The following is a 20,598-nucleotide window of genomic DNA, read 5'->3' on the forward strand; positions in this document are numbered from 1 at the left end:
GTTCCCCGCCCGTGCGGAGCCGGTCTCTCAGTCGAGGCAACCGCGCCGACCCGAGCGGCTGTTCCCGATGCGGCCGATCGACCTCGCACGCGTGGGCGATTCCACGCCAACCAGGTACAGCGGGCGCCGACCGCCACGGCTTCGGAGGGGGACAGATGATGTTACCGAGGCTGATCAGCCTGCGGATGCCGCGGCGACGCAGGCCAGGCGTGATCCCGGAGTACCTCACGCCGCCCGGTCGTCTTCATGCCGCCGTCCGGCGGGCGTCGCGGTGGGTCCGGGCCGCGGCCATGAGGCCGTCGAGCGCGTCGCGGGTGTTCAGCAGGTCCTCGATATGGGCGGAGAGCCGGTCGCGCTCGGTGGCCATGCGGTCCAGCGCGGAGTCGGAGTTCTCGTCGCTGGGCGAGTCCCGGCACGGCATCAGTTCGAGGATGGTGCGGCTGGAGAGCCCGGCCACGTACAGGCGCTGGATGAAGTCGACCCGCTCGACGTCGTCCTCCGTGAAGTGCCGCTGCCCGCCGCCGCTGCGGGTGCTGACGAGCAGCCCCTGCTCCTCGTAGTAGCGCAGCGAACGGACACTCACCCCGCTGCGCGCCGCGAGTTCGCCGATCCGCATCCGATCCTCCCGACCGTGCTCCTGGCCCCAAGGCTTGCATCTCACATTGATGTCAGGTTTTAGCGTACCGGTCGGGTCCGCTCTTCCCGGGCCTTCGACGCGTACGAAGGAGTTCCGGCATGACCACGCTGTTCGACCGCCACCGCCTCGGCGCCCTGGAGTTGCCCAACCGGGTCGTGATGGCCCCGATGACCCGGGTCCGGGCCGCGCCCGGGGGTCTGGCCACCCCTTCCATGGCGGTCTACTACGCCCAGCGGGCCGGCGCCGGGCTGATCGCCACCGAGGGGGTGCAGCCGAGCCTCGTCGGGCAGTCCAACCCGGGCACCCCGGGGCTGTACACCGACGAACAGGTGGCCTCCTGGCGGCCCGTCACCGACGCCGTGCACGCCAACGGCGGGCGCGTCTTCGCCCAGATCATGCACGGCGGCCGGGTCTCGCACCCCGACACCACCGGCCTCCAGCCGGTCGGACCCTCCGCCGTCGCCGCGACCGGCGAGGTGTTCACGCCCGCGGGGCCGCGGCCCGCGCCCCTCCCGCGCGCCCTGGACCTCTCCGAGGTGCCCGAACACGCCCGCTCGTACGCCGAGGCCGCCCGGCGCGCCGTCGACGCCGGCTTCGACGGTGTCGAACTGCACGGCGCGAACGGCTACTTGATCTCCCAGTTCCTGTCCTCCAACGCCAACCTGCGCACCGATTCCTACGGCGGCCCGATCGCCCACCGCATCCGCTTCGCCGTCGGGGAGAATCCCTGCCGGGCCCGATTCCTCGACAGCTCGGTCACATGGGCGCGGACCTCGGACATGTGATCCGGTCACCTCTCCGATCCAGGACGCGGCCAGATCCTGCCCCCTTCGATATTCATATGTGTGTGTCAGGACTGACCGGCGCGGCCTACGGAACCTGCGCCGAGGTCATTTCTCAAGCGCCTGGCGCACGGTGGGGTGGCAGGAAATGAGGGCGTCGACACCGACGATCCGGATCACCCGCAGCACGGCCGGCTGCGCACCGGCCACACGCACCCAGCCCTGAGCCGCTATGGCCGCGTGACAGGCGGCGATGAGCGCGTTGATGCCGCTGGAGTCCATGAACGTCAGGTGGGTGAGATCGGCGACGGTTCGTGGTGGCCCGTCGCCGACCGGCGGCATGAGCGCCTCCTCGGCGAAGTGGCGTGCCGTGTGGTCGAGTTCGCCGCGCAGGGCGACGATCCGTATGCCGTCGACGGTGAGATGACTGACCGTCAGGCGGTCGGGGTGGGCTGGCTGTACGTCTGTCACCGTCGTGATCAATTCGGGTGGAGGGAACATGAGGTACGCCGCGCAGGGTAGGCGTCGGCGGACAACGGGAACGAAGGTGACACCGAGTGGAGCCTGCCGACGACGAGCCGAGCACTCGCCCCCTGATCACTGCCGCCGCTCTGAGCGGCGACGGCACCTCCATCGGCGAAGCGCGCGACCTCGTGACGGACTTTCTCCGCCGTGCCGGGACGGACCACGGTGTGGCCGTCTCCGCCCGGGTCGTGGACCTCGCGCGACTGGTGGTCAGCGAACTGGTCACCAACGCCCGCCGGCACGCCCCCGGCCCGCTGCGGATGGAACTGCGCATCGCGGACGACGCGGTGGAGGTGACCGTACGGGACACCGCCCGTGTCCAGTTGGTCGCCCGGCCGGCGGATCCGCGCCGAGTCGGTCAGCACGGCCTGGAGATCGTCATGGCCGTCGTCCAGGCGTTCCAGGTCCGCCTGGAAGCGACCGGCAAGAGCGTCACCGCCCGCATCGCCCTGGGCGACGGGGCACGCCGTGCCGACTCCCCGCCCGGCGCCGAGTGAGATCCGCGGGCTCATCCGGTCAGCAGTCCGCTGCGGAGCTTGGTGAGGGTGCGGGAGAGGAGGCGGGAGACATGCATCTGGGACACGTGCAGCTCGCGGCCGATCTCGGCCTGGGTCAGCTCCTGGCCGAAGCGCATCTCGATGATGGCCCGTTCCCGCTCGTCGAGCCGCTGGAGCAGCGGGCCGAGCGTGTGGAGGTCCTCGAACAGTTCCAGGGCGGGGTCCGTGTCGCCCATGGTGTCCGCGTACTTCGGTGCGCCGTCGTCGGTCTCGGCCTCGCCGCCCGGGGTGTCGATGGAGCCCGCGACATAGCCGTTCGCGGCGATGAGGCCCTCGATGACCTCGTCGTCGGTCAGGTCCAGGTGGGCGGCGAGTTCCTTCACGGTGGGGGTGCGGCCCAGTTCGGTGGTGAGCGTCTCCTTGCTCTTGGCGAGGTCGACGCGGAGTTCCTGGAGGCGGCGCGGGACGTGCACGGCCCAGGTGGTGTCGCGGAAGAACCGCTTGATCTCGCCGACGATGTAGGGGATCGCGAAGGAGGTGAACTCGACCTCGCGCGTCAGGTCGAAGCGGTCGATGGCCTTGATCAGACCGATCGTGCCGACCTGGACGACGTCCTCCATGTCACCGTTGCCGCGGTTGCGGAAGCGGCGGGCGGCGAAGCGCACCAGCGTCAGGTTCATCTCGATGAGCGTGTTGCGCGCGTACTGGTACTCGTGGGTGCCCTCCTCCAGGACCCGGAGCCGGTCCAGGAACAGCTTGGACAGTAAACGCGCGTCCTTGGGGGCGACCTTGCCGGCGTCCTCGATCCAGGGCAGGTCGTCCGTCGCTTCGGGGGTGTCCGCGGTCGCGGTGTCGGTCGCTCGGCGGGCATTCACGGAAAGGGTCACGGTGCCGCCTCAGACTGGAAAGCTGGATGGGCCTCTCCTGCCCCCTCCGGCCGGATGCATGTTCGGGTGCGCTATTCGTCCGATTCGTCCGACGGGGCGGCCCGCGTGCTCTGCTCGGAGGGACGCCGCTCGGCGCTGCCCGACGCGGAAGGCTCCTGGGCCTCGTCGTCCGGTGTACGCGGACGAACCGCTTCCTCTGCCTCGTCCCGGGCCTCCGGGTCGCCGCTCTCCCCGGGGGCCTGCGACGGAGGGGTGGGCCGCGGGTGCTCGTGCCGGGTCATCGTCGCTCCTGGTGTGTCGTGGGGGTTGTGCGACTCCTCGGCCGCCGAGTGCCCCGAAATCATCCGGTCAGACGCCTCGACGGCACCTGATCGCGGCAGGCCGCGGCGACAGGTAGGTCGCGGAAATGGGGGCACTCGACCGGGAGCCGTCGCCGTGTCCCCCGGGGGAGTGTGATGGTCAGGCTCTTCCGGTTCGGACCGTGTGCCGGAAGAGCCGCCCCGGCGACCACGGGCTCAGTCTTCGACGCCGCCGCTCTCGCACACCCGCTGAGCGATCGCCCGGAGCTTGACGTTGCGCTTCTGGGAAAGATCGCGAAGTACCGCGAACGCCCCGTCCTCGTCGAGGTGATACCGCTCCATGACGATGCCCATGGCTTCCCCGATGACATGGCGGGTGGTGAGCGCGCTGTGCATCTGCGCGTACGTGCGCGCACCGGACAGCGCGACAGCGGCGTGCGAGGCCAGCAGTACCCCGGCGGTCTCGCTCACCTCGGTGAAGGCTCCGGGCCGGCGCGCGTACATGTTCAGCGCGCCGAACTCCTCGTCGTCGGCGAACAACAGGAAGGTCATCATGCTGCCGACCCCCAACTCGCCCGCCGCGGGCGCGTAGCGCGGCCACCGCCGCTGATGCTCGGTCAGGTCCGCGATCCGGAACACATGCGCACCGCCCTTGGCGCGGGTGATGTCGAAGCAGGGGCCCTCGCCGAGATGTTCCTGAAGACGGTCGGACTCCGCCGCGAGCCCGTCGGTCGAGGCCAGCGTCCGCATCGTGTCGTTGTCCCGGATCACGATGCCCGCCGAGTCGCAGCCCTCGACGATCTCCACGCTCGACGACACGATCCGCCGCAGTGCCGCGTCGCTCGACTCCTGCCCCAGCAGGTCGACGGCCATCGACGCCATCCGTTGCGCAAAGTCCTGCCAGTCCATGGCCAGATGCTCTCCAGTCGAGGGCGCCGCCGGGGAGGCCTCGGTGTGCTTCCCGGCAGTTGCCTCACCCCGCGCAAATTACACCGGCCCGGGAGACACCGGCGAACAGACGGGCAGGGGCCCTGAACGGCAGTGCCCCGATATGCCGTCGTTCCAGTGCCGCGCCGTCGTGGCCGGGCGCGCAGTTCCCCGCGTCCCTTTGGGGGCTGCCGCATCCGCCGACCACCAAGCCCGGCGCGGTGACGGCCCCGCCGTTCACCACCCGCTCACCGCTCGCCGCGTACCCCACGAGGCGAACGCGCCGACCAGCGCGGCCGACGCGCTCACGACGAGTTCCAGGGTGTTCACCGCCCTGATGAAGACCAGCCACGGCAGCGCGAGTACGGCCCACCACGCCAGGACCTCGCCCACGCCGAGGAGCGTCGCACGCCGCTTCACAGGGCACCTCCACCGACGAGACCAACTCGCCATGTTTTGTTGGGTGTTTCCGCTACGTCGTCCAGCGACCTGGGAATCGAAGTGCCCGCAGAAGCCGAGCGGAAACCGGTCGTGAGGAGGCGGGGCGGAGGATGCCCCGCTCAGGCCACGTCCTGCATCACCTGATCCCGCAGGCGCTCGCAGCAGAGGCTGATCAGACGGGAGACGTGCATCTGCGAGATACCGAGCTGCTCGGCGATCGCCGCCTGCGTCATGCCGCCGAAGAACCGCTGGTAGAGGATGACCTGGTCCCGCTCCGGCAACGCCTGGAGGCCGGGTTTGACCGCCTCGCGGTCGACGACGGTGTCGAGGGCCGGGTCGGGCGACCCGAGGGTGTCGCTGAGGGAGTAGCCGTCCTCGCCGCCGGGCAGTTCCGCGTCCAGCGAGAGGGCGGTGAAGCTCTCCAGGGCCTCCAGCCCGACCAGGACGTCCCCTTCGCCGAGGCCGGCCTGCTTGGCGATCTCGGCGACGGTGGGCCGACGCCCCGGGACGGTCTGGGACAGATCCCGCGCGGCGCGCCGCACCTGGTTGCGCAACTCCTGCACCCGGCGCGGCACATGGACGGTCCACATGTAGTCCCGGAAGTGCCGTTTGATCTCACCGGTGATGGTCGGCACGGCATAGCTCTCGAACGCGTTGCCGCGCTCGGGGTCGTACCGGTCGACGGCCTTGACCAGGCCGAGGGCAGCGACCTGACGCAGATCCTCGGAGTTCTCGCCCCGGTTGCGGAACCGCCCGGCGAGCCGGTCGGCCATCGGCAGCCACGCGACCACGATCCGCTCGCGCACGGCGTCGTGCTGCGGGCCGGGGGCGAGCTGGGCGAGGGTGCGGAAGGACTCCGCCGTATCGGGGGCGTCGTCGTGCGGATGCTGCTTCGTGCTCGTACGAGTGGGCATGGTGTCTCACGGCTTCCCCTGCTCTGGGGGCGGACGATCACCGTGGGCAGCGCACTCGCCATACGGACAGGCACACCCGGTGCGACGGTGCGTCGCTCCCACGGGCGTGCCTGCTTGTCCGAAGCACTGTTCGGCGCATACCCCCGACCCGCCCAGACAAACACCCCACCAGACCTACGGCGGGCCGACGCCCCGACGACCGTAGAAGTGTCTGCTGTGCCGTGTGAGGTCCGGGGCGCGGGCTGCGAGGTGTACGAGTGCTCGGCACGACAGCGCGAAACGACAGCGAGGCCGGCCCGGTGCCGGCGCCCTGGCCGCCGCCCGCCGGTTCGACCTCGGCGTGAGCAATCCGCAGATCGGCAAGGCTCGCTGTTTCGCCCTGATCAGAGTTCGAGGCCGAAGAGCGCCGCCGCGTTGGCGGAGGAGAACTTCTGTCGGTCCTCGTCGGAGGTGAAGTGTCCGAGGAAGGAGTTGATCTCGTCCTGGGTCGGGTGCTGGAACGGGTAGTCGGTGGAGAAGATCAGTCGGTCGACGGTGGTGACGGACAGGGCGTGGTGGAGCAGCGCGGGGTTGAGCATGCCGGAGGCGGTGATGTGGAAGTTCGTCCGGATGCAGTCCGAGACGGGCCGTTGCAGGCCGGCGAGGCGGGAGAGGCTGTCGGCCCGGTCGAGCCAGAACAGCAGCATCTCGCCCCAGTGGCCGAGCACTATCTGCAGGGCGGGGTGGCGGTCGAAGGTGCCGCGCAGGATGAGTCGGAGTGCCGCGGTCGCGGTGTCGAGGTGCCAGCCCCATCCGAAGGTGGCCAGGCCGAGATCGGTCAGCTCGCCGAGGCCTCGGTAGGAGGCGTCGCGCACCGCGTCCGAGGGGATCTGCGGGTGGATGAAGACCGGCTGGCCGAGTTCCGCCGCGGCGGCGAAGAACTCGTCGTAGGCCGGGTCGTCGAGGAAGCGGTCGCCGGAGCGGCCGTAGACCATCGTGCCGACGTGGCCCAGGCCCTTCGCGCGTACGAGCTCGTCGACGACGTGCTCGGGGGAGGACATGGGCAGGGTCGAAAGCGCCCGGAACCGCGTCGGGTTCTTGTCGACGGCCGCGATGGCCGTGTCGTTCGCGGCGCGGCTCAGGTGCCGGGCCTGCTCGGGGGAGAGCGGCTGGGTTCCGGGCGGGGTCAGGGCGAGGACCGAGATGTCGATGCCCTGGGCGTCCATCGCGGCGATCCGCTCCTCGCCCAGGTCCTCCAGGCGGTGCCGGTGGTCGCCCATCTCGTTGAAGGCGAGACTCTCGTCCGGCCGCGGCAGGGCTTTGAGAGCGGATGTGAGGCCCGGGGTCACCCAGTGTTCTTCGATGGCGATGAGGGTCATGGTCTTCGTCCTTCGATCGGGCGGGCGGCACGTCCGGTGGCTTGGTGCTTCGTTCCACCGATGCCTGTCATTTGACAGCAAAGCTAACGCCCGGACTAAAGTAGCTGTCAACTGACAGCAATCGAGGCCGACGACGGAGGTCCTGGCACATGGACGACGAGCAGGCTTCGCGGCTGTTCGAACTCGCCGACCGGATCCTGGCGGTGGGCCGCCACATCGGGGCGTCGAAGGAGGGCGAGGTCGAGTCGGGAACACCGCTGCAAGGAGCGGTGATGCGCTATGTCGACCGCCACCCGGGCACGACGGCCCGCGAGGCCGCCGAAGCCACCCAGATGATCTCGAGCAACTTCAGCCGGGCGGTACGGGGCCTGGAGCAGGCGGGCCTGGTACGGCGCGACACCGATCAGCACGATGCGCGGCGGGTGCGCCTGTATCCCACCGAGAAGGCGCAGGAGAACCTGCGACGACTGCGTGAGGTCTGGAGCAGCCTTCTCGAGGAGGCCGTGACCGATTCCGACGACATCGACGCCGTGATCTCGACCCTGCGCACCATCGAGACCCGGCTGGTCGCCCGAACCCGCCCCGGGGCCCGATGAATCCGGCGATCGTGCCGCATCCGAGCTGCCGGGCTTTCCAGATCGGCAAGCGGCGGGCGGCAGGCGAAGCCGCGGCGGTCCAGGCCACCTGGCCTTCTGACGACCTCACCCGCGATTGATACGGGGTGCGGCCGGCGCGCGGGCCCGCCGCCTGCAGTCCTCGGCCCGCATCCGCGTCGAGCACGCCAACGCCGAACTCCGGCAGTGGGCCCCGATACGCCGGTGCACCGGGGCCCGCTGCCGGACCCGGCGAGCGATCAGCGGACTGATCTCCGACCGGGCCGCGAGCGGCCCACCCGCCGCGAGCACAGCACCGAACCGATGGTGTGGAGTCGGCGCAGCGGCAGGCTGGCGAGGGTGAAGACCGGGCTGGTCAGTGGATCGCCGTAAAGGAACGTGTCCATCTGGGAGTTGGTCACCAGCAGACGGTCTCCGCCAGCCGGTCTCCGCTCACGGCGACGCCGGTGGTGGTGTCGGCCCCGGGGTAGGTCCGGGCGGAGACGACGGCGGCCCGGGTGTCGTCGCCGGACAGCCGCACGGCGTCGACCTCGTTGTTCACGGAACGGGCGAGCGCGGGCCGTTCTTTTTTCAGGCGCCGGCGCCACCGTCGACCGGGACGATCGCGCCGGTCACGTACGAGGCGCGGTCGCTGAGCAGCCACGCGGCCGCCTCGGCGACCTCGCGGGGTTCGGCCATCCGGCCGAGCGGTGTCCCGGCGGTACTGGCCTCGATGATGCCGGGAGTCGCGGCCTCCCACTCCTCCATCATCTCCGTGGCCGTGCCGCCGGGAGTGATGCCGTTCACCCGGATGCCCTCCGGGGCCCAGGTCACCGCAGCGGTCTCGGTGAGGCTGTTGAGCGCGCGCTTCATGGCGCCGTACGCGGGCAGGGGCGGTACCGCGCGGCGGCTGCCGATGCTGGAGGTGTTGACGATCGCCCCGCCGCCGTTGTGCCGCATGAGTGCGGCCTCGGCGTTCATGGCGGTCCAGTGCGAGCGGAAGTTCACCGCGAACTGCCCGTCGATGTCCGCGTCGCTCGTGGTGTCGAGCGGGCCGGGCTGCTGCTGGACGATCGCGCCGTTGTTGAAAGCGCCGTCGAGTCGTCCGTGCAGTTCCTCGACGCGGTCGACGGCGGCGCGGATGCTCGCGGGGTCGGCGAGGTCCAGGGTGACGGCGTCGGCGACGCAGCCGTCGGCGCGGATCTCCTTCACGATGCGGTCCAGGGCGTCGGTGCTGCGGGCGGCGAGCACGACGGCCGCGCCCTCGGAGGCGAAGAGCCGGGCCGCGGCCGCCCCGATGCCCCGGCTGGCGCCGGTGATGAAGACGACCTTGCCGGTGAGCAGGCCGACGGGTGCGCTGCCGGTGGTGTTCGTGGTGTTCGTCATGGCAACAGCGTCCGGCCGCCTGCCGGCCGGATACAGGCACAGGCTGTACCAGGATCCGCCGCCGCACCGCGCCCACACTGGGCGTATGGACAAACAGGAACTCGGGGCGTTCCTCCGCAGCCGCCGCGAGCGGCTCCGCCCGCAGGACGTCGGCCTCTCCTCCGGCCCCCGACGCCGCACACCAGGTCTGCGCCGCGAGGAAGTGGCGGTCCTCGCGCACATCTCCACCGAGTACTACATCCGCCTCGAGCAGGGCAGGGCGCCACGCCCCTCAAGCGACGTCCTGGCCGCGATCGCGGGAGCGCTGCGGCTCACCGACCCGGAGTCCGACCACCTCCACGTCCTCGCGGGCACCGCGCCGAACCGGACCGGACTGCACCGGCGTGACGTCCGCCCCAGCATCCTCGCCCTCCTCGAGCGGCTGCCGCGGACGGCCGGCTTCGTCATGTCCGCCGTGTGCGAGGTCCTCGCCTGGAACGATCTCGCGGCCGCGCTCATGGAGGACTTCGCCCTGCTCGCCCCCGAGGACCGCAACCTCGCCCGCCGGGCCTTCCCTGGACCGCAGCCCGCCGATACGAATCTCTACGGGATCTCCGACGCCGCCGACTTCCGGCTGGGCGTCGTGACGCAGCTCTACACCACCCTCGCCCGCTACCCCACCGACCCCGCGGTGACCGGCCTCGTCGACGAACTCCGCGATGCCAGCCCCGACTTCGCCCGGCTCTGGGAACGACACGACGTGCAGGCCGCGCCGATGCTCACCAAGACCTTCCGCCACCCGGCCGTCGGCGAGGTCACCGTCGACTGCGACACGCTCACCCTGACCGACCGTGACCAGTACCTCGTGCTCTTCAGCGCGCCTCCGGGATCCCCCGACGCCGAAGCCCTCGCTCTGCTCAACGTCCTGGGAGCAGAGGCCAGTCACTACCCGCGGTAGCGCTACGACCGGCCGCCGCCATCAGCAGGATCGCGAACGGATACCCGAGCACCCGGTGCAACTCCGGCATCCGATCGAAGTTCATCCCGTGGATCGTCCCCACCAACGTCGGCTGTAGCGGGTGCCGAGCAGAAGCCGTAGGGCGCGCTCGGACGGCCCGCGGGCCACGTCGACGAGGTGGCGGACGTCGGCGAACCGGTCGGACGTGGTCACGGCCGAAGCTCCTGTGGCGTGAGGGTGAGCAGCGGCAGCAGATAGCGGATGCGGGTGTCGATCTCTGCTGCCGTGCGGACGAATGCGGGGCGGCCGACCGGGCCGGGGCCGACGGCCGCAGTCGGGTCGGGGATGCTCCAGTGGACCAGTCGTGACCGGTCGCCGAAGCCGGGGCGGACCTCGCGGACCTTGTCGCACAGGCTGATCACGTAGTCGAACCGGCGGCCGGGCAAGGTGTCCAGGTGTCGCGGGCGCTGCCCCGAGATGTCGATGCCGTGCTGCTCACGGAGGACCTGCACGGCGTCGGAATGGATGCGGGGTTTGGGGTGACTGCCGGCGCTGGCCACCTCGACGTGACCATCGGTGCGGAGGCGCAGCAGTGCCTCGGCGATCGGGGAGCGGGCGCTGTTGCCGGTGCAGGTGAACAGGACGGCGGGCCGCCTCTCCGGCCTCGGCGAGAGCGGCGGCGGGGCGGGGGCGAAACCCAGCGCCGGGTGCAGGGCGCCACCGGCGTGGGCAAGCGCGTGGGCGCATCGCTCCAGGTCCAGGTGGTAGTAGCTGTCGCGGGCGTCGAAGCTGCTGCGGTGGGCGGTGACCAGCCCGCCGCCGCGGAGCAGCCGCAGATGGTAGGAGACCAGGTTCTGTGGCTGGCCGACCCGCTCCACCAGTTCACGAACCCGGTAGTCACTCGCGGCCAGCTCGGCCAGCAGCTTCCACCGCAGCGGGTGGGCGGCCAGTTGCACGAACGCCGGGGCTGCGGGATCCGAGGGCCTCATGAAGCCAAATTACATCAAACTGAATTGATGTAATTTGCTGTCGAGAGTCCCGACGCCCGATGCCGGAAGACGGAGGCACGTCATGAGTCAGCCCGCCGAGACCGCGTCACCTCGGCTCCAGCGGCGGCTCGGCGTCGGCGACGCCGTCCTCATCGGACTCGGTTCGATGATCGGCGCGGGCATTTTCGCGGCGCTCGCCCCGGCCGCCCGCGCGGCCGGCTCCGGGCTGCTGGTCGCTCTGGCGTCGGCCGCGGTGGTGGCGTACTGCAACGCCACCTCCTCCGCCCGGCTGGCCGCCCGCTACCCCGCGTCGGGCGGCACCTACGTCTATGGCCGGGAACGCCTCGGCGACTTCTGGGGCTACCTGGCCGGCTGGGCCTTCGTGATCGGCAAGACCGCCTCCTGTGCGGCGATGGCGCTGACCGTCGGCTCATACGTGTGGCCCGGTCACGCCCACGCGGTGGCCGTCGCCGCGGTGGTGGCGCTGACCGCCGTGAACTATGCCGGGATCCAGAAGTCCGCGTGGCTGACCCGGGCGGTCGTCGCCGTCGTGCTGGCGGTGCTCGCGGCGGTCGTGGTCGCCGGCCTCACCTCGGCGACAGCGGACGCGGGCCGGCTGGGTGTCGGCTCCGATGCCACCGTCAACGGCGTACTGCAGGCGGCGGGCCTGCTGTTCTTCGCCTTCGCCGGGTACGCCCGCATCGCCACCCTCGGCGAGGAAGTCCGCGATCCCGCGCGCGCCATCCCCCGCGCCATCCCGCTCGCCCTCGGCCTGACGCTGGTCGTGTACGCGGCCGTGGCCGTCGCCGTCCTGATGGTGCTCGGCCCCCGGGGGCTGGGCGAGGCGGCCGCGCCGCTGTCGGACGCGGTGCGGGCCGCGGGTGCGGACCGGCTGGCGCCCGTCGTGCGGGTCGGGGCGGCCGTCGCCGCGCTCGGCTCTTTGCTCGCTCTGATCCTGGGTGTCTCCCGCACCACCCTGGCGATGGCCCGTGACCGGCACCTGCCCCACGTCCTGGCCGCCGTTCATCCGCGCTTCCAGGTGCCGCACCGCGCCGAACTGCTGGTGGGCGCCGTGGTCGCGGTGCTCGCCGCCACCGCCGACGTACGGGGCGCGATCGGCTTCTCCTCCTTCGGCGTCCTGGTCTACTACGCCGTCGCCAATGCCTCCGCCTGGACGCTCACGCCGGACGAGAACCGTCCGCCCCGCATCGTGCCGGCGGTCGGCCTGGCCGGCTGCCTGCTGCTGGCCTTCACCCTGCCCGCCGACTCCGTCGCATGGGGGACCACGGTCCTGGCCGTCGGCATCGCGGCCTACGGCATACGCCGGGCCGTCAGCGCCCGCCGGGCGTCCTGAGCCGCTCACCCGCACGAGCGGGGTGTCGCCCGGAACTCACTTGACGTAACGCCCGCTACATTCCACGGCGTGACGAAACCGAACAGGGAACCCGGAAGCCGCCGGCTCGTCCTCGTGATCAAGCTCCCGGCGGAGCCCTCACGGCACCGGGGCGCGGTCTGGCGGAAGTTGCGCGGAATCGGCGCGCTCTCGCTCGGCCAGGGCGTCCGGGCCGTGCCCGAGGTGCCTGTCTTCGCGGAGGGCATCGCCCGCGCGCTCGAACTCACCGAGCACTCCGGCGGCCGGGCGGTGACGCTGAACGCGTCCGGGCGTGGTCCTGAGGACGCCGCCCGTTTCCAGGCCGTGTTCACCGCCGCGCGCTCGGAGGACTGGACGGAATTCCTGGCCGACTGCGGCGAGTTCGAGGCGGAGACCGCCAAGGAGATCCGCGTCGCCAAGTTCACGCCGGCCGAGCCGGAGGAAGAGGAACAGTCGCTGGAACGGCTGCGCCGCCGGCACCGCGACCTCACCGCCCGGGACGTGTTCGGCGCCCCGGAGACGGCCCAGGCCGCTGCTCGCCTCAAGCGGTGCACCACCATCTGTCAGGACCATGCGGAGCGGGTCTTTCATGCCCTGCACGAGACCCCGTCGCAGGACCGATGACCGAGCCGACGGCGTCCCGGGCAGCGCCCGCCCGGCAGATGTGGCCGCTGTACGCGGCCGGGTTCACCACCGCGTTCGGCGCGCACGGCATCGCCGCCAACCTCGGCGGTTTCTCCGGCGACACGGTCACCTCTCTCATGGTGCTCGGCGGCCTGCTCGCGTTGTACGACGGGGCCGAGGTCCTGCTCAAACCGGTCTTCGGCACACTGGCCGACCGTATCGGCGCCCGCCCGGTGCTGCTCGGCGGGCTGGTCGCCTTCGCCGTCGCGTCCGCGGTGTACGCCGTCGCGGACAGTCCCGGCTGGCTGTGGGCGGCCCGCCTGGGCCAGGGTGCCGCGGCCTCCGCCTTCTCCCCGTCGGCCTCCGCCCTGGTCGCCCGCCTCAACCCGGCCGCCAAGCACGGCCGGGCGTTCGGCAGTTACGGCTTCTACAAGTCCATCGGCTACACCCTCGGCCCGCTGCTCGGCGGCGTCCTGGTGTGGGCCGGCGGCCTGCGCCTGCTGTTCGTCGTCCTGGCCGTGCTGGGCGCGGCGGTCGCAGCCTGGGCCGCACTCGCCGTCCCTGCGCTGCCCCCGCTGCCCAAGATCCGGCAGACCGTGCTCGACCTGGCCCGGCGCCTCGCCGACCCGGCCTTCCTCGGCCCCACCGGTGCCCTGGCCGCCGCCACCGCCGCGTTGTCCGTCGGCGTGGGTTTCCTGCCGGTCTCCGGCCGGGCGGCCGGGCTGGGCACGGTGGCCACCGGCGCCGCGGTGTCGGTGCTTGCCGCGTGTGCCGCGCTCGTACAGCCGCGTGCGGGGCGGGCGTTGGACGACGGACGCCTGACCACCCGTACGGGTATCACCGCCGGGTTGCTGACCGCCGCCGTCGGCTTTGTCTGTGCCGCGTTCCCGGGCCTGGTCGGCGTCCTGACCGGCGCGGCCCTGATCGGTATCGGCACCGGCCTGATCACGCCGCTCGGCTTCGCGGCTCTCGCCGCTTCCACTCCCGACGAGCGACTCGGCCAGACCATGGGCGCCGCCGAGCTGGGCCGCGAACTCGGTGACGCGGGAGGCCCGCTTCTGGTCGCGGCCGTAGCCACGCTCACCACCCTCACCCACGGCTACGCGGCACTCGCGGTCCTGCTCGCCGCCGCGGCGGCGGTTGGCCTCGTCCAGCGTCGCTCCGGAAGGGCCTGACCCCGACGTGCGGGTGACACCGGCCGCCACAGCGGGCGATGTCGAGCGTGACGACGGCGGACGTGCTGCTCTCGGCGCGAGTGAAGCGGTCGTAGGGCGCGGCAGGAACTCGGCCGGGAATCCAGGCCGTTGACCGGTGACGGACACGAGGAGCGGCCCGCGCAGGTCAGGAGGGGGCGTCGGCCGGCAGTTCCAGGCGGAGTTGGTAGCCGCCGTCGGTCGTCGGGCCGGAGGCGATGGTGCCGCCGAGGAGTTCGGCGCGTTGGCGCAGCCCGACGAGGCCGTGGTGGGCGCCGGGCAGGGGGAGCGCGGGGCGGGTGGCGGCGGTGTTGGTGACGGTGGTGCGGAGGGTGTCGTCGCGGTGGTGGATGCGGACGGTCGCGGTGGCGCCCGGGGCGTGTTTGCGGACGTTGGTGAGTGCCTCCTGGATCGTGCGGTAGACGGCGCGTTGGAGGGTGGGCGGGAGTCCGTCGGGCAGGTCTGTGTCCAGTTCGGTCTCGATGCCGCTGACCGCGATCAGTTGGTGGAGGTCGGCGAGGGAGGGCTGGGGGGTGAGCTCGGTGGGGCGGATGCCGGAGGCGCGCAGGACGCCGACCATGTGCCGCAGCTCTTCCAGGGTCTGCACGCTGAGTCGACGGATCGTGGCCCCGGCCGCTCTGGCCTCGGCGTCCGGGCTGCCGACCTGGAGCGCTCCGGCGGTTACGGCGATGAGGCTGACCTGGTGGGAGACGACGTCGTGCATCTCGCGGGCGAGTTGGGCACGTTCCTTGGCCAACACGGCCTGGGCGCTGAGCAGTTGCTCCTGCTCTCGGGCCTCCGAGATCTCCGCGAGCCGCAGCGTCAACTCGCGCCGGGCCTGGACGAGTTGGCCGAGGAAGACCGGGGCGGCGGCCGTGGCGAGGGTGTAGGTGAGGTGGACCAGGCTGTAGGTCTCGTCGAGTTCGTCGACGTCGAGGGACGTCCACGGCCAGGGCATGAAGTCGACGGTGGCGAAGGCCAGGGCGCAGCCGATCAGCAGCGCGCGGTGGCGGCAGAGCGAGGAGAGGGTGTACAGCGTGGCCATCGTGGCGAACGCCGCGTCGCCGATCAGGGCGGAGGGGAGCGTGAGGGCGAAGGCGAGCAGCGGCCGGTGGCGGCGCAGGGTGAGGGCCAGGGCGGCGAGCAGGCCGTAGGCGGTGGCCGGGTGGTTGTCGCTGTCGAGGTTCACCCACAGGTCCAGCAGTGCGACGCAGACCAGCAGCGCGTCCAGCAACAGGGCAGGAGGGCGAAGGGAGTTCAGTCGTGGATTCGGATGCGGGTTCATCGGGCGGCTCCGTCCCCGGGCGGCCTGAGCAGGCCCGCCCGTTCCGCGACCAGTGCGGCCTGCACGCGGTTGTCGACCTTCAACTTCTCGAATACGGCGCTGACATGGCCTTTGACGGTGCCGGTGCTCAGGTGCAGCCGGTCGCCGATGTCGGTGTTGGACAGGCCCTCGGCCATCAGCGCGAGGACGGCACGCTCGCGACCGCTCAGCCGGTCGACGAGTTGGACGGCGTACGGCTCGCGCCCGCCCTGGTCGAGAAAGCCGTCCACCACCGTGCGTACGACCTGCGACGACAGCACGGTTCTTCCCTCGGCCAATGCGCGTATCAGACAGGGCAGTTGCTCGGGATCGGTGTCCTTGAGGAGGAACCCGGCGGCGCCGGAGCGCAGTGCCGTCTCGACGTATTCGTCGGTGTCGAACGTCGTCAGCATCGCCACCACGGGAGGGTCCGGCAGTCGGCGGAGTTCGGCAAGGACGGTCAGTCCGTCCACGTCGGGCATCCGGATGTCGAGCAGGACGACGTCGGGACTCAACTCCCGTACGGCCAGGACAGCTTGACCGCCGGGGACCGCCGCCACGGCTCCGATGCCGTCCGAGGCGTTGAGGATATGGGTGAAGCCGGTGCGGACGAGAGCCTCGTCGTCGACCACAAGTACCCGGATCATGCGCGCTCCGCTCCTCAACTGCCTGTCGTACGAGGGGTAGCACGCAGACCCGCGCCCGCCCCCGGGAACCGGTTCGGCTCCGGCCTGTCGTCGCCAGGGACCATCCGGTCGGCCGGTGCGGTTCCGGCCGGTCGGCGGGCCCGCTCCGGACGGTTGCCGGGTGTGCTGGTCCCCGCGGCCCGCGAATCCTGGGGGCATGACACACGACGCATCGCCGTCCGCACCGGCAGCCGCGTTACCCGAGCGGCCGACGGTCCCCTCCGACGCTCCAACGACCGGGCGGCTGATCGGTATCGACCTGGCGCGCGGACTCGCCGTCCTCGGCATGTACTCCGCCCACGTCGGCCCCGACGTCACGGTCGGCGGACCCGTCGGCTTCCTGCTGGAGACCGCACACGGCCGCTCCTCCGCCCTGTTCGCGGTGCTCGCCGGGTTCTCGCTGATCATCATCACCGGCCGCCCCCACCCCCGGACCGGCCGCGCCGGACGCCAGGCGGCGGTCAGGATCGCGATCCGCGCCGTCGTCCTGCTGGCGCTCGGCTACGCCCTGACCGCCCTGGACACCGAGGTCGAGGTGATCCTCAGCTACTACGGCCTGCTCTTCCTGACCGTCCTCCCACTGCACCGCCTACGCGCCGCGACACTCGCGCGGATCGCCGCCGCCGGCGCGCTGATCCTGCCCCAAGTCCTGTACGCCGTACGGAAGTCCATCGAGGAGGGCACCTGGGCGGACACGGTCGTCCAGACGGACCCGCTGGCCCGGATCAGCGGCACGGACGGCGTCGTAGAGCTGCTGTTCACCGGCTCGTACCCGGTCCTGACCTGGGCGCCGTTCCTGATCGCGGGCATGGCGGTGGCCCGGCTGGACCTCACCCGACCCGGGATCCGGTCCCGGCTCGCCCTGACCGGCGGGGCGCTCGCCGTCCTCGGCTACGGCGGTTCCTGGCTGGCCCTGCACCTCGTCCCGCACGCGCTGACCGTCATCTCGTCGGCCACGGGCGGCGGTTCGGCGTCGTCGGCCTGGTGGTCCGACACGGTCGGCGAACCCGAGAACGGCACACCGCTCGCCTGGCTCCTGGTGGCCGCACCGCACAGCCAGACGACCCTCTCCGTCCTCGGCAACACGGGCGTCGCCCTCGTGGTGATCGCCGGGTGCCTGACCGTCGCCGACCGGATTCCCCGCCTCACCCGGCTGGCCACACCCGTGTCCGCGGTCGGCGCGATGGCGCTGACCGCCTATGTCCTGCACATCGTCGCCCTCTGGCTCTTGACCGATGTCTGGCATGTGGCCGCCGTCGAGGACGAGACGATGTCGGGGCTGCCGGTGCTGCTCGCCTTCATCGCCGCCGCCATGCTGTCGGCCACCGCGTGGACCCGTCACTTCAGGCGCGGCCCCCTGGAACACCTGCTGCACACGGCCACCCGGCCCGCGCGCCACATCACGTAGCAGGGCATCGCCGGATCCCTCGACCTACCCGACGCCTCCTTCGACGCCATCGTCACCAGCCTGATGCTCCACGGGATCCTGGCTGGTCTCCTGTTCTCCGTGGCGTTTCCCTTCTCCGGGGAACCGAGCCTGGTCTCACGGCAGTTGGCATTGGCCGTCGTGGGACAGGCGCTCGGGGTCTGCTGGTTCACCGAGACCACGGACCCCGCGTACGAGCGGCTGTCCACGGCCCGGCCTTTCGTGATCGCCCATCTCGCCATGACCGTCCTGCTCGCCGTCCTCCTGCACGGCGTACAGGACGGCCGGACCACCGTGGTGGTCACCCTCGACGGGAGGCCGGTGGGGGTCCAGGTCCCACCGGCGCCACGCGCACCGGAGGACGCCGACGGCCGATCGGGCCGACGGGGCGTGCGGTGATCGCGGGGCCGTGAGGCCGCCGGCACCCGCGGGCCTCCTCGGGGGCCGTCACGGAATCCAGTACCGGCCGAGCCTGGAACGCCCCTGCTCGGCAAGGAATGTGCGGCTTTCCTACGGGTCGGTCGGCAACGGCGTCAAGGTCCCGTCAAGCCCACCTGAGAACGCGTCAGGAGCGTGTCAACGCGCGTCACCCCCGGCCGGATCCGGTCGCAGACTGATCGGCACGGGGGACGGACGACCGTCCGTGGCGTGGCAGGGAGGGACCGTGACCATCACGGCCGGAACATCGCGGAGACCTCAGCCGGAGGCCGCCGCGCCGCCACGAGGCGAAGCGGCCGTCCCGCCCGGGGGCGGTCCCGGTCCGCGGCCGGGAGGGGGGTCGCGGCCGGGCGGCCCGGAGCACCGCCTCCGGGACCAGGCCGTGGCCGCGCGGGCCGCTCTGCGCCGCCGCTACTGGGCCCACGTGCCCGCGCGGCTGCGCCTTCTGCGCGCGGCCACGGTCCTGCTCGCCGCCTCCCTGGCCGTCCTCCTCGCACTGGCCGGCTTCGCCGCCTCCGGCACCTGGAACACCGTGGCCGGCCGCGACGCACCCCGCACCACCAGCGCCGCCGACCTCGAACTCGCCCTCAACGACATGGACGCCCAGGTCGCCAACCTCCTGCTGTCCCACGGCGACGCGGGCAAGGGGCGACTGCGGACGCCGTACCAGAAGGCGGTCGGGTTCTACGGCGACGCCCGGGACGAGATCGGGCACGATCTGCGCACGCTGGCCGTGGCGGCGCAGGGAGACCGGGCCGACGAGAAGACCGTGGAGTCCCTCACCGACTCCTTCGCCGAGTATCAGGAACTCGTGGGCCGATCCCTGGAGAACGACGACCGCACCGACGGCAAGGCGTCCGCACTCGCCGACTACCGGCGGGCGACCGATCTGCTGCAGCGGCAACTCCTTCCGGAGGCGCGGGACTTGGTGTCCTCCAACAACGCCGTCTTCAACTCGGAGTACACGGCGGCCGGTTCCACGCTCTCCGCCCAACTCGTCGCCGTCGTCGCGCTCGGCGTGCTGCTGCTCGCCGTACTTGTGCTGCTGCAGTGGTACCTGTCCCGTCGGTTCCAACGGACCCTGAACGCACATGTGTTGGCCGCCACTGCCTGCACCCTCCTCGCCGTCCTCCTCGGCGCCCAACTGCTCTCCGTCACCGGGGAGAACCTGCGAGGCGCCCGTCGCGACGCCTTCGACTCCGTCGTCGCGCTCTCCCGCGCCCGCGCGATCGCCTACGACGCCAACGCCGACGAGAGCCGCTATCTCCTCGACCCGCAGCGCCGCGACCAGTACGCGCGGTCCTTCCTCACCAAGTCCCAGGAGTTGTACGGCATCCAGGGCGCGACCCTCTCGACGTACGACTCCCGACTCGCCGTCACCTGGCGGGAGTACCGGGCCGACCACCAAGACCCGCGCTTCACCGGCGAGTTCCGGCGCGAGCTGGACAACATCACCTTCGCCGGTGAACGGACCGCGGCCGAGAGGACCGTCGACACGTACGCCGTCTACCAGCGCGACGACCGCAGGATCCGGGCGCTGCTGGCTGCCGGAAAGGTGCGCGAGGCCGTGGAGTTCTGCATGGGCTGGGAGCCGGGCACGTCGAACGCGCACTTCGAAGCCTGGATGGACGCGCTGGACAAGGTGACCGCCATCAACGAGCGGCACTTCGACGGGTTCGTCGACGCCGGACGCTCGGATGTCACGGGGCTGCTGCCCTGGGCGCTCGGAGCCCTCCTCGCGGCAGCCGCACTCACCGCCCTCGGACTGCGCCCGCGACTCGCCGAGTTCCGCTGAGGGGCACGGGGACAAGGCCGACAGCCGGGGCGTCCTTCTTGAGGATCGCGTCGTGATTGCTGGCGACCTTCGCGCTGATTTTGATGTTCGCGTTGCGGGCGACCACCCCGTCGAGGCCGGCGCGGATCCGTTCCTGCTCGTCGCCCTTGCTTCCGAGGGAGGCCTCCGAAGCGACCACGTATCGCGCCGGGACGGTGATGCTGTCCAGGACGGGGCCCAACTCGCGCTCGCGGGCGATCCTGCCGAGCTCGATGTTGCTGTCCGCCATCTGTCCGGCGTTCATCCGCGGGGTCAGGCCCGTCGGTCGCAGCAGCGGCATGAACAGGTTCAACCGCCGGAACGTCTTCCGGATCCGCCGCTCCATGGCCTCGTCCAGCCAGTCGTGCGGCTGCGCGCCGTCGACCAGGACCGCGCCCAGGGTGCGGTCCGGGTTGCGGCCGGCCCGGTGCGCCGCGACGAACGCCCCGTAGGACCAGCCCACCACCAGCGCCCGGTCCACACCCCGGGCCGCGAGGACGGCGCCGACATCCCGGACCGGTTCGTGGCCTCGGGGCGGTCCGTCACGCAAAGCAGCCGGTACTCCCCGAAG

Annotated in this window: 25 protein-coding genes and 2 pseudogenes; 10 read left to right on the forward strand and 17 right to left on the reverse strand. The window is 71.6% G+C overall.

From position 1 onward, the window contains the following. Positions 1–244 precede the first annotated feature (244 nt). Positions 245–616 carry a MerR family transcriptional regulator gene (locus OG223_RS41195; RefSeq protein WP_329260399.1) on the reverse strand — a complete coding sequence of 124 codons (372 nt, stop codon included), beginning with the start codon at positions 614–616 and terminating at the stop codon, positions 245–247. A 119-nt stretch (positions 617–735) separates the two neighbouring features. Between OG223_RS41195 and OG223_RS41200 the strand changes: the two are divergent. Then, positions 736–1,353, forward strand: a pseudogene (locus tag OG223_RS41200) (oxidoreductase); the annotation flags it as partial. A gap of 174 nt (positions 1,354–1,527) precedes the next feature. Here OG223_RS41200 and OG223_RS41205 read toward each other — a convergent pair. Continuing rightward, positions 1,528–1,890 (reverse strand): STAS domain-containing protein, encoded by a 363-nt coding sequence (locus OG223_RS41205; RefSeq protein ID WP_329260402.1) that lies wholly within the window; start codon positions 1,888–1,890, stop codon positions 1,528–1,530. 86 nt (positions 1,891–1,976) lie between these two features. Between OG223_RS41205 and OG223_RS41210 the strand changes: the two genes are divergently transcribed. Further along, complete coding sequence (locus OG223_RS41210) at positions 1,977–2,441, forward strand: ATP-binding protein (protein WP_329260404.1); 465 nt, start codon at positions 1,977–1,979, stop codon at positions 2,439–2,441. Between the two features lie 11 nt (positions 2,442–2,452). Here the strand turns inward: OG223_RS41210 and OG223_RS41215 are convergent, their stop codons facing one another. From OG223_RS41215 to OG223_RS41240, 6 genes are all read right to left on the reverse strand, one after another. Further along, on the reverse strand, positions 2,453–3,316 hold the full coding sequence (locus tag OG223_RS41215; RefSeq protein WP_329265737.1) for a SigB/SigF/SigG family RNA polymerase sigma factor: 864 nt from the start codon (positions 3,314–3,316) through the stop codon (positions 2,453–2,455). A gap of 83 nt (positions 3,317–3,399) precedes the next feature. Next, the gene (locus OG223_RS41220) at positions 3,400–3,609 is read right to left on the reverse strand and encodes a hypothetical protein (RefSeq protein WP_329260407.1); all 210 of its coding nucleotides are present in this window, start codon (positions 3,607–3,609) and stop codon (positions 3,400–3,402) included. Between the two features lie 234 nt (positions 3,610–3,843). Next, a complete protein-coding gene (locus tag OG223_RS41225) occupies positions 3,844–4,536 on the reverse strand; it encodes a GAF and ANTAR domain-containing protein (protein WP_329260410.1) in 693 nt (230 codons plus the stop codon). A gap of 255 nt (positions 4,537–4,791) precedes the next feature. Then, positions 4,792–4,974: a hypothetical protein gene (locus OG223_RS41230; protein ID WP_329260412.1), complete on the reverse strand. Its 183-nt coding sequence runs from the start codon at positions 4,972–4,974 to the stop codon at positions 4,792–4,794. Positions 4,975–5,114: 140 nt separating this feature from the next. Beyond that, the gene (locus tag OG223_RS41235) at positions 5,115–5,909 is read right to left on the reverse strand and encodes an RNA polymerase sigma factor SigF (RefSeq protein ID WP_329260414.1); all 795 of its coding nucleotides are present in this window, start codon (positions 5,907–5,909) and stop codon (positions 5,115–5,117) included. A 383-nt stretch (positions 5,910–6,292) separates the two neighbouring features. Then, positions 6,293–7,267, reverse strand: coding sequence for an amidohydrolase family protein (locus OG223_RS41240; protein WP_329260417.1), 975 nt, complete (start codon positions 7,265–7,267; stop codon positions 6,293–6,295). A gap of 149 nt (positions 7,268–7,416) precedes the next feature. Between OG223_RS41240 and OG223_RS41245 the strand changes: the two genes are divergently transcribed. Beyond that, positions 7,417–7,863: a MarR family winged helix-turn-helix transcriptional regulator gene (locus OG223_RS41245; protein ID WP_329260419.1), complete on the forward strand. Its 447-nt coding sequence runs from the start codon at positions 7,417–7,419 to the stop codon at positions 7,861–7,863. A 257-nt stretch (positions 7,864–8,120) separates the two neighbouring features. Here OG223_RS41245 and OG223_RS41250 read toward each other — a convergent pair whose 3' ends face one another. Genes OG223_RS41250 through OG223_RS41260 form a run of 3 tightly spaced genes read right to left on the reverse strand, consistent with a single transcriptional unit; the run spans position 8,121 to position 9,246 of the window. Continuing rightward, a complete protein-coding gene (locus OG223_RS41250; protein ID WP_329260422.1) occupies positions 8,121–8,282 on the reverse strand; it encodes a hypothetical protein in 162 nt (53 codons plus the stop codon). Next, on the reverse strand, positions 8,279–8,422 hold the full coding sequence (locus OG223_RS41255; RefSeq protein ID WP_329260425.1) for a hypothetical protein: 144 nt from the start codon (positions 8,420–8,422) through the stop codon (positions 8,279–8,281). Before OG223_RS41255 ends, OG223_RS41250 begins: the two co-directional genes overlap by 4 nt. 29 nt (positions 8,423–8,451) lie before the next feature. After that, positions 8,452–9,246, reverse strand: coding sequence for an SDR family NAD(P)-dependent oxidoreductase (locus OG223_RS41260; protein WP_329260427.1), 795 nt, complete (start codon positions 9,244–9,246; stop codon positions 8,452–8,454). Positions 9,247–9,331: 85 nt separating this feature from the next. On the opposite strand from OG223_RS41260, the gene OG223_RS41265 reads away from it, so the two are divergent. Next, the gene (locus tag OG223_RS41265) at positions 9,332–10,183 is read left to right on the forward strand and encodes a helix-turn-helix transcriptional regulator (RefSeq protein ID WP_329260430.1); all 852 of its coding nucleotides are present in this window, start codon (positions 9,332–9,334) and stop codon (positions 10,181–10,183) included. On the opposite strand, the pseudogene OG223_RS41270 reads toward OG223_RS41265, so the two are convergent. The 3 genes and pseudogenes from OG223_RS41270 to OG223_RS41280 form a co-directional block, all read right to left on the reverse strand. Further along, a pseudogene (locus tag OG223_RS41270) lies at positions 10,143–10,295 on the reverse strand (CorA family divalent cation transporter); the annotation flags it as partial. The gene OG223_RS41265 and the pseudogene OG223_RS41270 overlap by 41 nt on opposite strands. Then, positions 10,265–10,396 (reverse strand): hypothetical protein, encoded by a 132-nt coding sequence (locus OG223_RS41275; protein ID WP_329260435.1) that lies wholly within the window; start codon positions 10,394–10,396, stop codon positions 10,265–10,267. The gene OG223_RS41275 and the pseudogene OG223_RS41270, both read right to left, overlap by 31 nt. Next, positions 10,393–11,172, reverse strand: coding sequence for an arsenate reductase/protein-tyrosine-phosphatase family protein (locus OG223_RS41280; RefSeq protein ID WP_329260438.1), 780 nt, complete (start codon positions 11,170–11,172; stop codon positions 10,393–10,395). Before OG223_RS41280 ends, OG223_RS41275 begins: the two co-directional genes overlap by 4 nt. An 82-nt stretch (positions 11,173–11,254) precedes the next feature. Between OG223_RS41280 and OG223_RS41285 the strand changes: the two genes are divergently transcribed. From OG223_RS41285 to OG223_RS41295, 3 genes are all read left to right on the forward strand, one after another. Further along, a complete protein-coding gene (locus tag OG223_RS41285; RefSeq protein ID WP_329260441.1) occupies positions 11,255–12,526 on the forward strand; it encodes an APC family permease in 1,272 nt (423 codons plus the stop codon). 69 nt (positions 12,527–12,595) lie between these two features. Beyond that, positions 12,596–13,168 (forward strand): Chromate resistance protein ChrB, encoded by a 573-nt coding sequence (locus OG223_RS41290; protein WP_329260443.1) that lies wholly within the window; start codon positions 12,596–12,598, stop codon positions 13,166–13,168. Continuing rightward, positions 13,165–14,343, forward strand: a complete 1,179-nt coding sequence (locus OG223_RS41295; RefSeq protein WP_329260446.1) for an MFS transporter — start codon at positions 13,165–13,167, stop codon at positions 14,341–14,343. The genes OG223_RS41290 and OG223_RS41295 overlap by 4 nt, the downstream gene beginning before the upstream one ends. A gap of 166 nt (positions 14,344–14,509) precedes the next feature. On the opposite strand, the gene OG223_RS41300 is transcribed toward OG223_RS41295, so the two are convergent. Both OG223_RS41300 and OG223_RS41305 read right to left on the reverse strand, forming a co-directional pair. Further along, positions 14,510–15,646, reverse strand: a complete 1,137-nt coding sequence (locus OG223_RS41300; RefSeq protein ID WP_329260449.1) for a sensor histidine kinase — start codon at positions 15,644–15,646, stop codon at positions 14,510–14,512. After that, positions 15,643–16,311, reverse strand: coding sequence for a response regulator transcription factor (locus OG223_RS41305; protein WP_329260452.1), 669 nt, complete (start codon positions 16,309–16,311; stop codon positions 15,643–15,645). Before OG223_RS41305 ends, OG223_RS41300 begins: the two co-directional genes overlap by 4 nt. A 196-nt stretch (positions 16,312–16,507) precedes the next feature. Here OG223_RS41305 and OG223_RS41310 point away from each other — a divergent pair, with 196 nt between their 5' ends. The 3 genes from OG223_RS41310 to OG223_RS41320 all read left to right on the forward strand — a co-directional run bounded on the left by OG223_RS41310 (position 16,508) and on the right by OG223_RS41320 (position 20,009). After that, a complete protein-coding gene (locus tag OG223_RS41310; protein ID WP_329260454.1) occupies positions 16,508–17,758 on the forward strand; it encodes a DUF418 domain-containing protein in 1,251 nt (416 codons plus the stop codon). Positions 17,759–17,821: 63 nt separating this feature from the next. Beyond that, positions 17,822–18,175, forward strand: coding sequence for a hypothetical protein (locus tag OG223_RS41315; protein WP_329260457.1), 354 nt, complete (start codon positions 17,822–17,824; stop codon positions 18,173–18,175). A 421-nt stretch (positions 18,176–18,596) separates the two neighbouring features. Then, on the forward strand, positions 18,597–20,009 hold the full coding sequence (locus OG223_RS41320) for a hypothetical protein (protein ID WP_329260461.1): 1,413 nt from the start codon (positions 18,597–18,599) through the stop codon (positions 20,007–20,009). On the opposite strand, the gene OG223_RS41325 is transcribed toward OG223_RS41320, so the two are convergent. After that, the gene (locus OG223_RS41325) at positions 19,966–20,577 is read right to left on the reverse strand and encodes an alpha/beta fold hydrolase (RefSeq protein ID WP_329260464.1); all 612 of its coding nucleotides are present in this window, start codon (positions 20,575–20,577) and stop codon (positions 19,966–19,968) included. The genes OG223_RS41320 and OG223_RS41325 overlap by 44 nt on opposite strands. Positions 20,578–20,598: the final 21 nt, after the last annotated feature.

This window comes from Streptomyces sp. NBC_01478 (assembly GCF_036227225.1).
Lineage (GTDB): Bacteria > Actinomycetota > Actinomycetes > Streptomycetales > Streptomycetaceae > Streptomyces.

Coding starts and splice junctions, on each gene's coding strand:
- OG223_RS41235 (WP_329260414.1), bottom strand. CDS start 5,909: ATGCCCACTCGTACGAGCACGAAGCAGCATCCGCACGACGACGCCCCC.
- OG223_RS41195 (WP_329260399.1), bottom strand. CDS start 616: ATGCGGATCGGCGAACTCGCGGCGCGCAGCGGGGTGAGTGTCCGTTCG.
- OG223_RS41260 (WP_329260427.1), bottom strand. CDS start 9,246: ATGACGAACACCACGAACACCACCGGCAGCGCACCCGTCGGCCTGCTC.
- OG223_RS41295 (WP_329260446.1), top strand. CDS start 13,165: ATGACCGAGCCGACGGCGTCCCGGGCAGCGCCCGCCCGGCAGATGTGG.
- OG223_RS41300 (WP_329260449.1), bottom strand. CDS start 15,646: ATGAACCCGCATCCGAATCCACGACTGAACTCCCTTCGCCCTCCTGCC.
- OG223_RS41310 (WP_329260454.1), top strand. CDS start 16,508: ATGACACACGACGCATCGCCGTCCGCACCGGCAGCCGCGTTACCCGAG.
- OG223_RS41245 (WP_329260419.1), top strand. CDS start 7,417: ATGGACGACGAGCAGGCTTCGCGGCTGTTCGAACTCGCCGACCGGATC.
- OG223_RS41225 (WP_329260410.1), bottom strand. CDS start 4,536: ATGGACTGGCAGGACTTTGCGCAACGGATGGCGTCGATGGCCGTCGAC.
- OG223_RS41240 (WP_329260417.1), bottom strand. CDS start 7,267: ATGACCCTCATCGCCATCGAAGAACACTGGGTGACCCCGGGCCTCACA.
- OG223_RS41305 (WP_329260452.1), bottom strand. CDS start 16,311: ATGATCCGGGTACTTGTGGTCGACGACGAGGCTCTCGTCCGCACCGGC.
- OG223_RS41315 (WP_329260457.1), top strand. CDS start 17,822: ATGCTCCACGGGATCCTGGCTGGTCTCCTGTTCTCCGTGGCGTTTCCC.
- OG223_RS41220 (WP_329260407.1), bottom strand. CDS start 3,609: ATGACCCGGCACGAGCACCCGCGGCCCACCCCTCCGTCGCAGGCCCCC.
- OG223_RS41265 (WP_329260430.1), top strand. CDS start 9,332: ATGGACAAACAGGAACTCGGGGCGTTCCTCCGCAGCCGCCGCGAGCGG.
- OG223_RS41285 (WP_329260441.1), top strand. CDS start 11,255: ATGAGTCAGCCCGCCGAGACCGCGTCACCTCGGCTCCAGCGGCGGCTC.
- OG223_RS41280 (WP_329260438.1), bottom strand. CDS start 11,172: ATGAGGCCCTCGGATCCCGCAGCCCCGGCGTTCGTGCAACTGGCCGCC.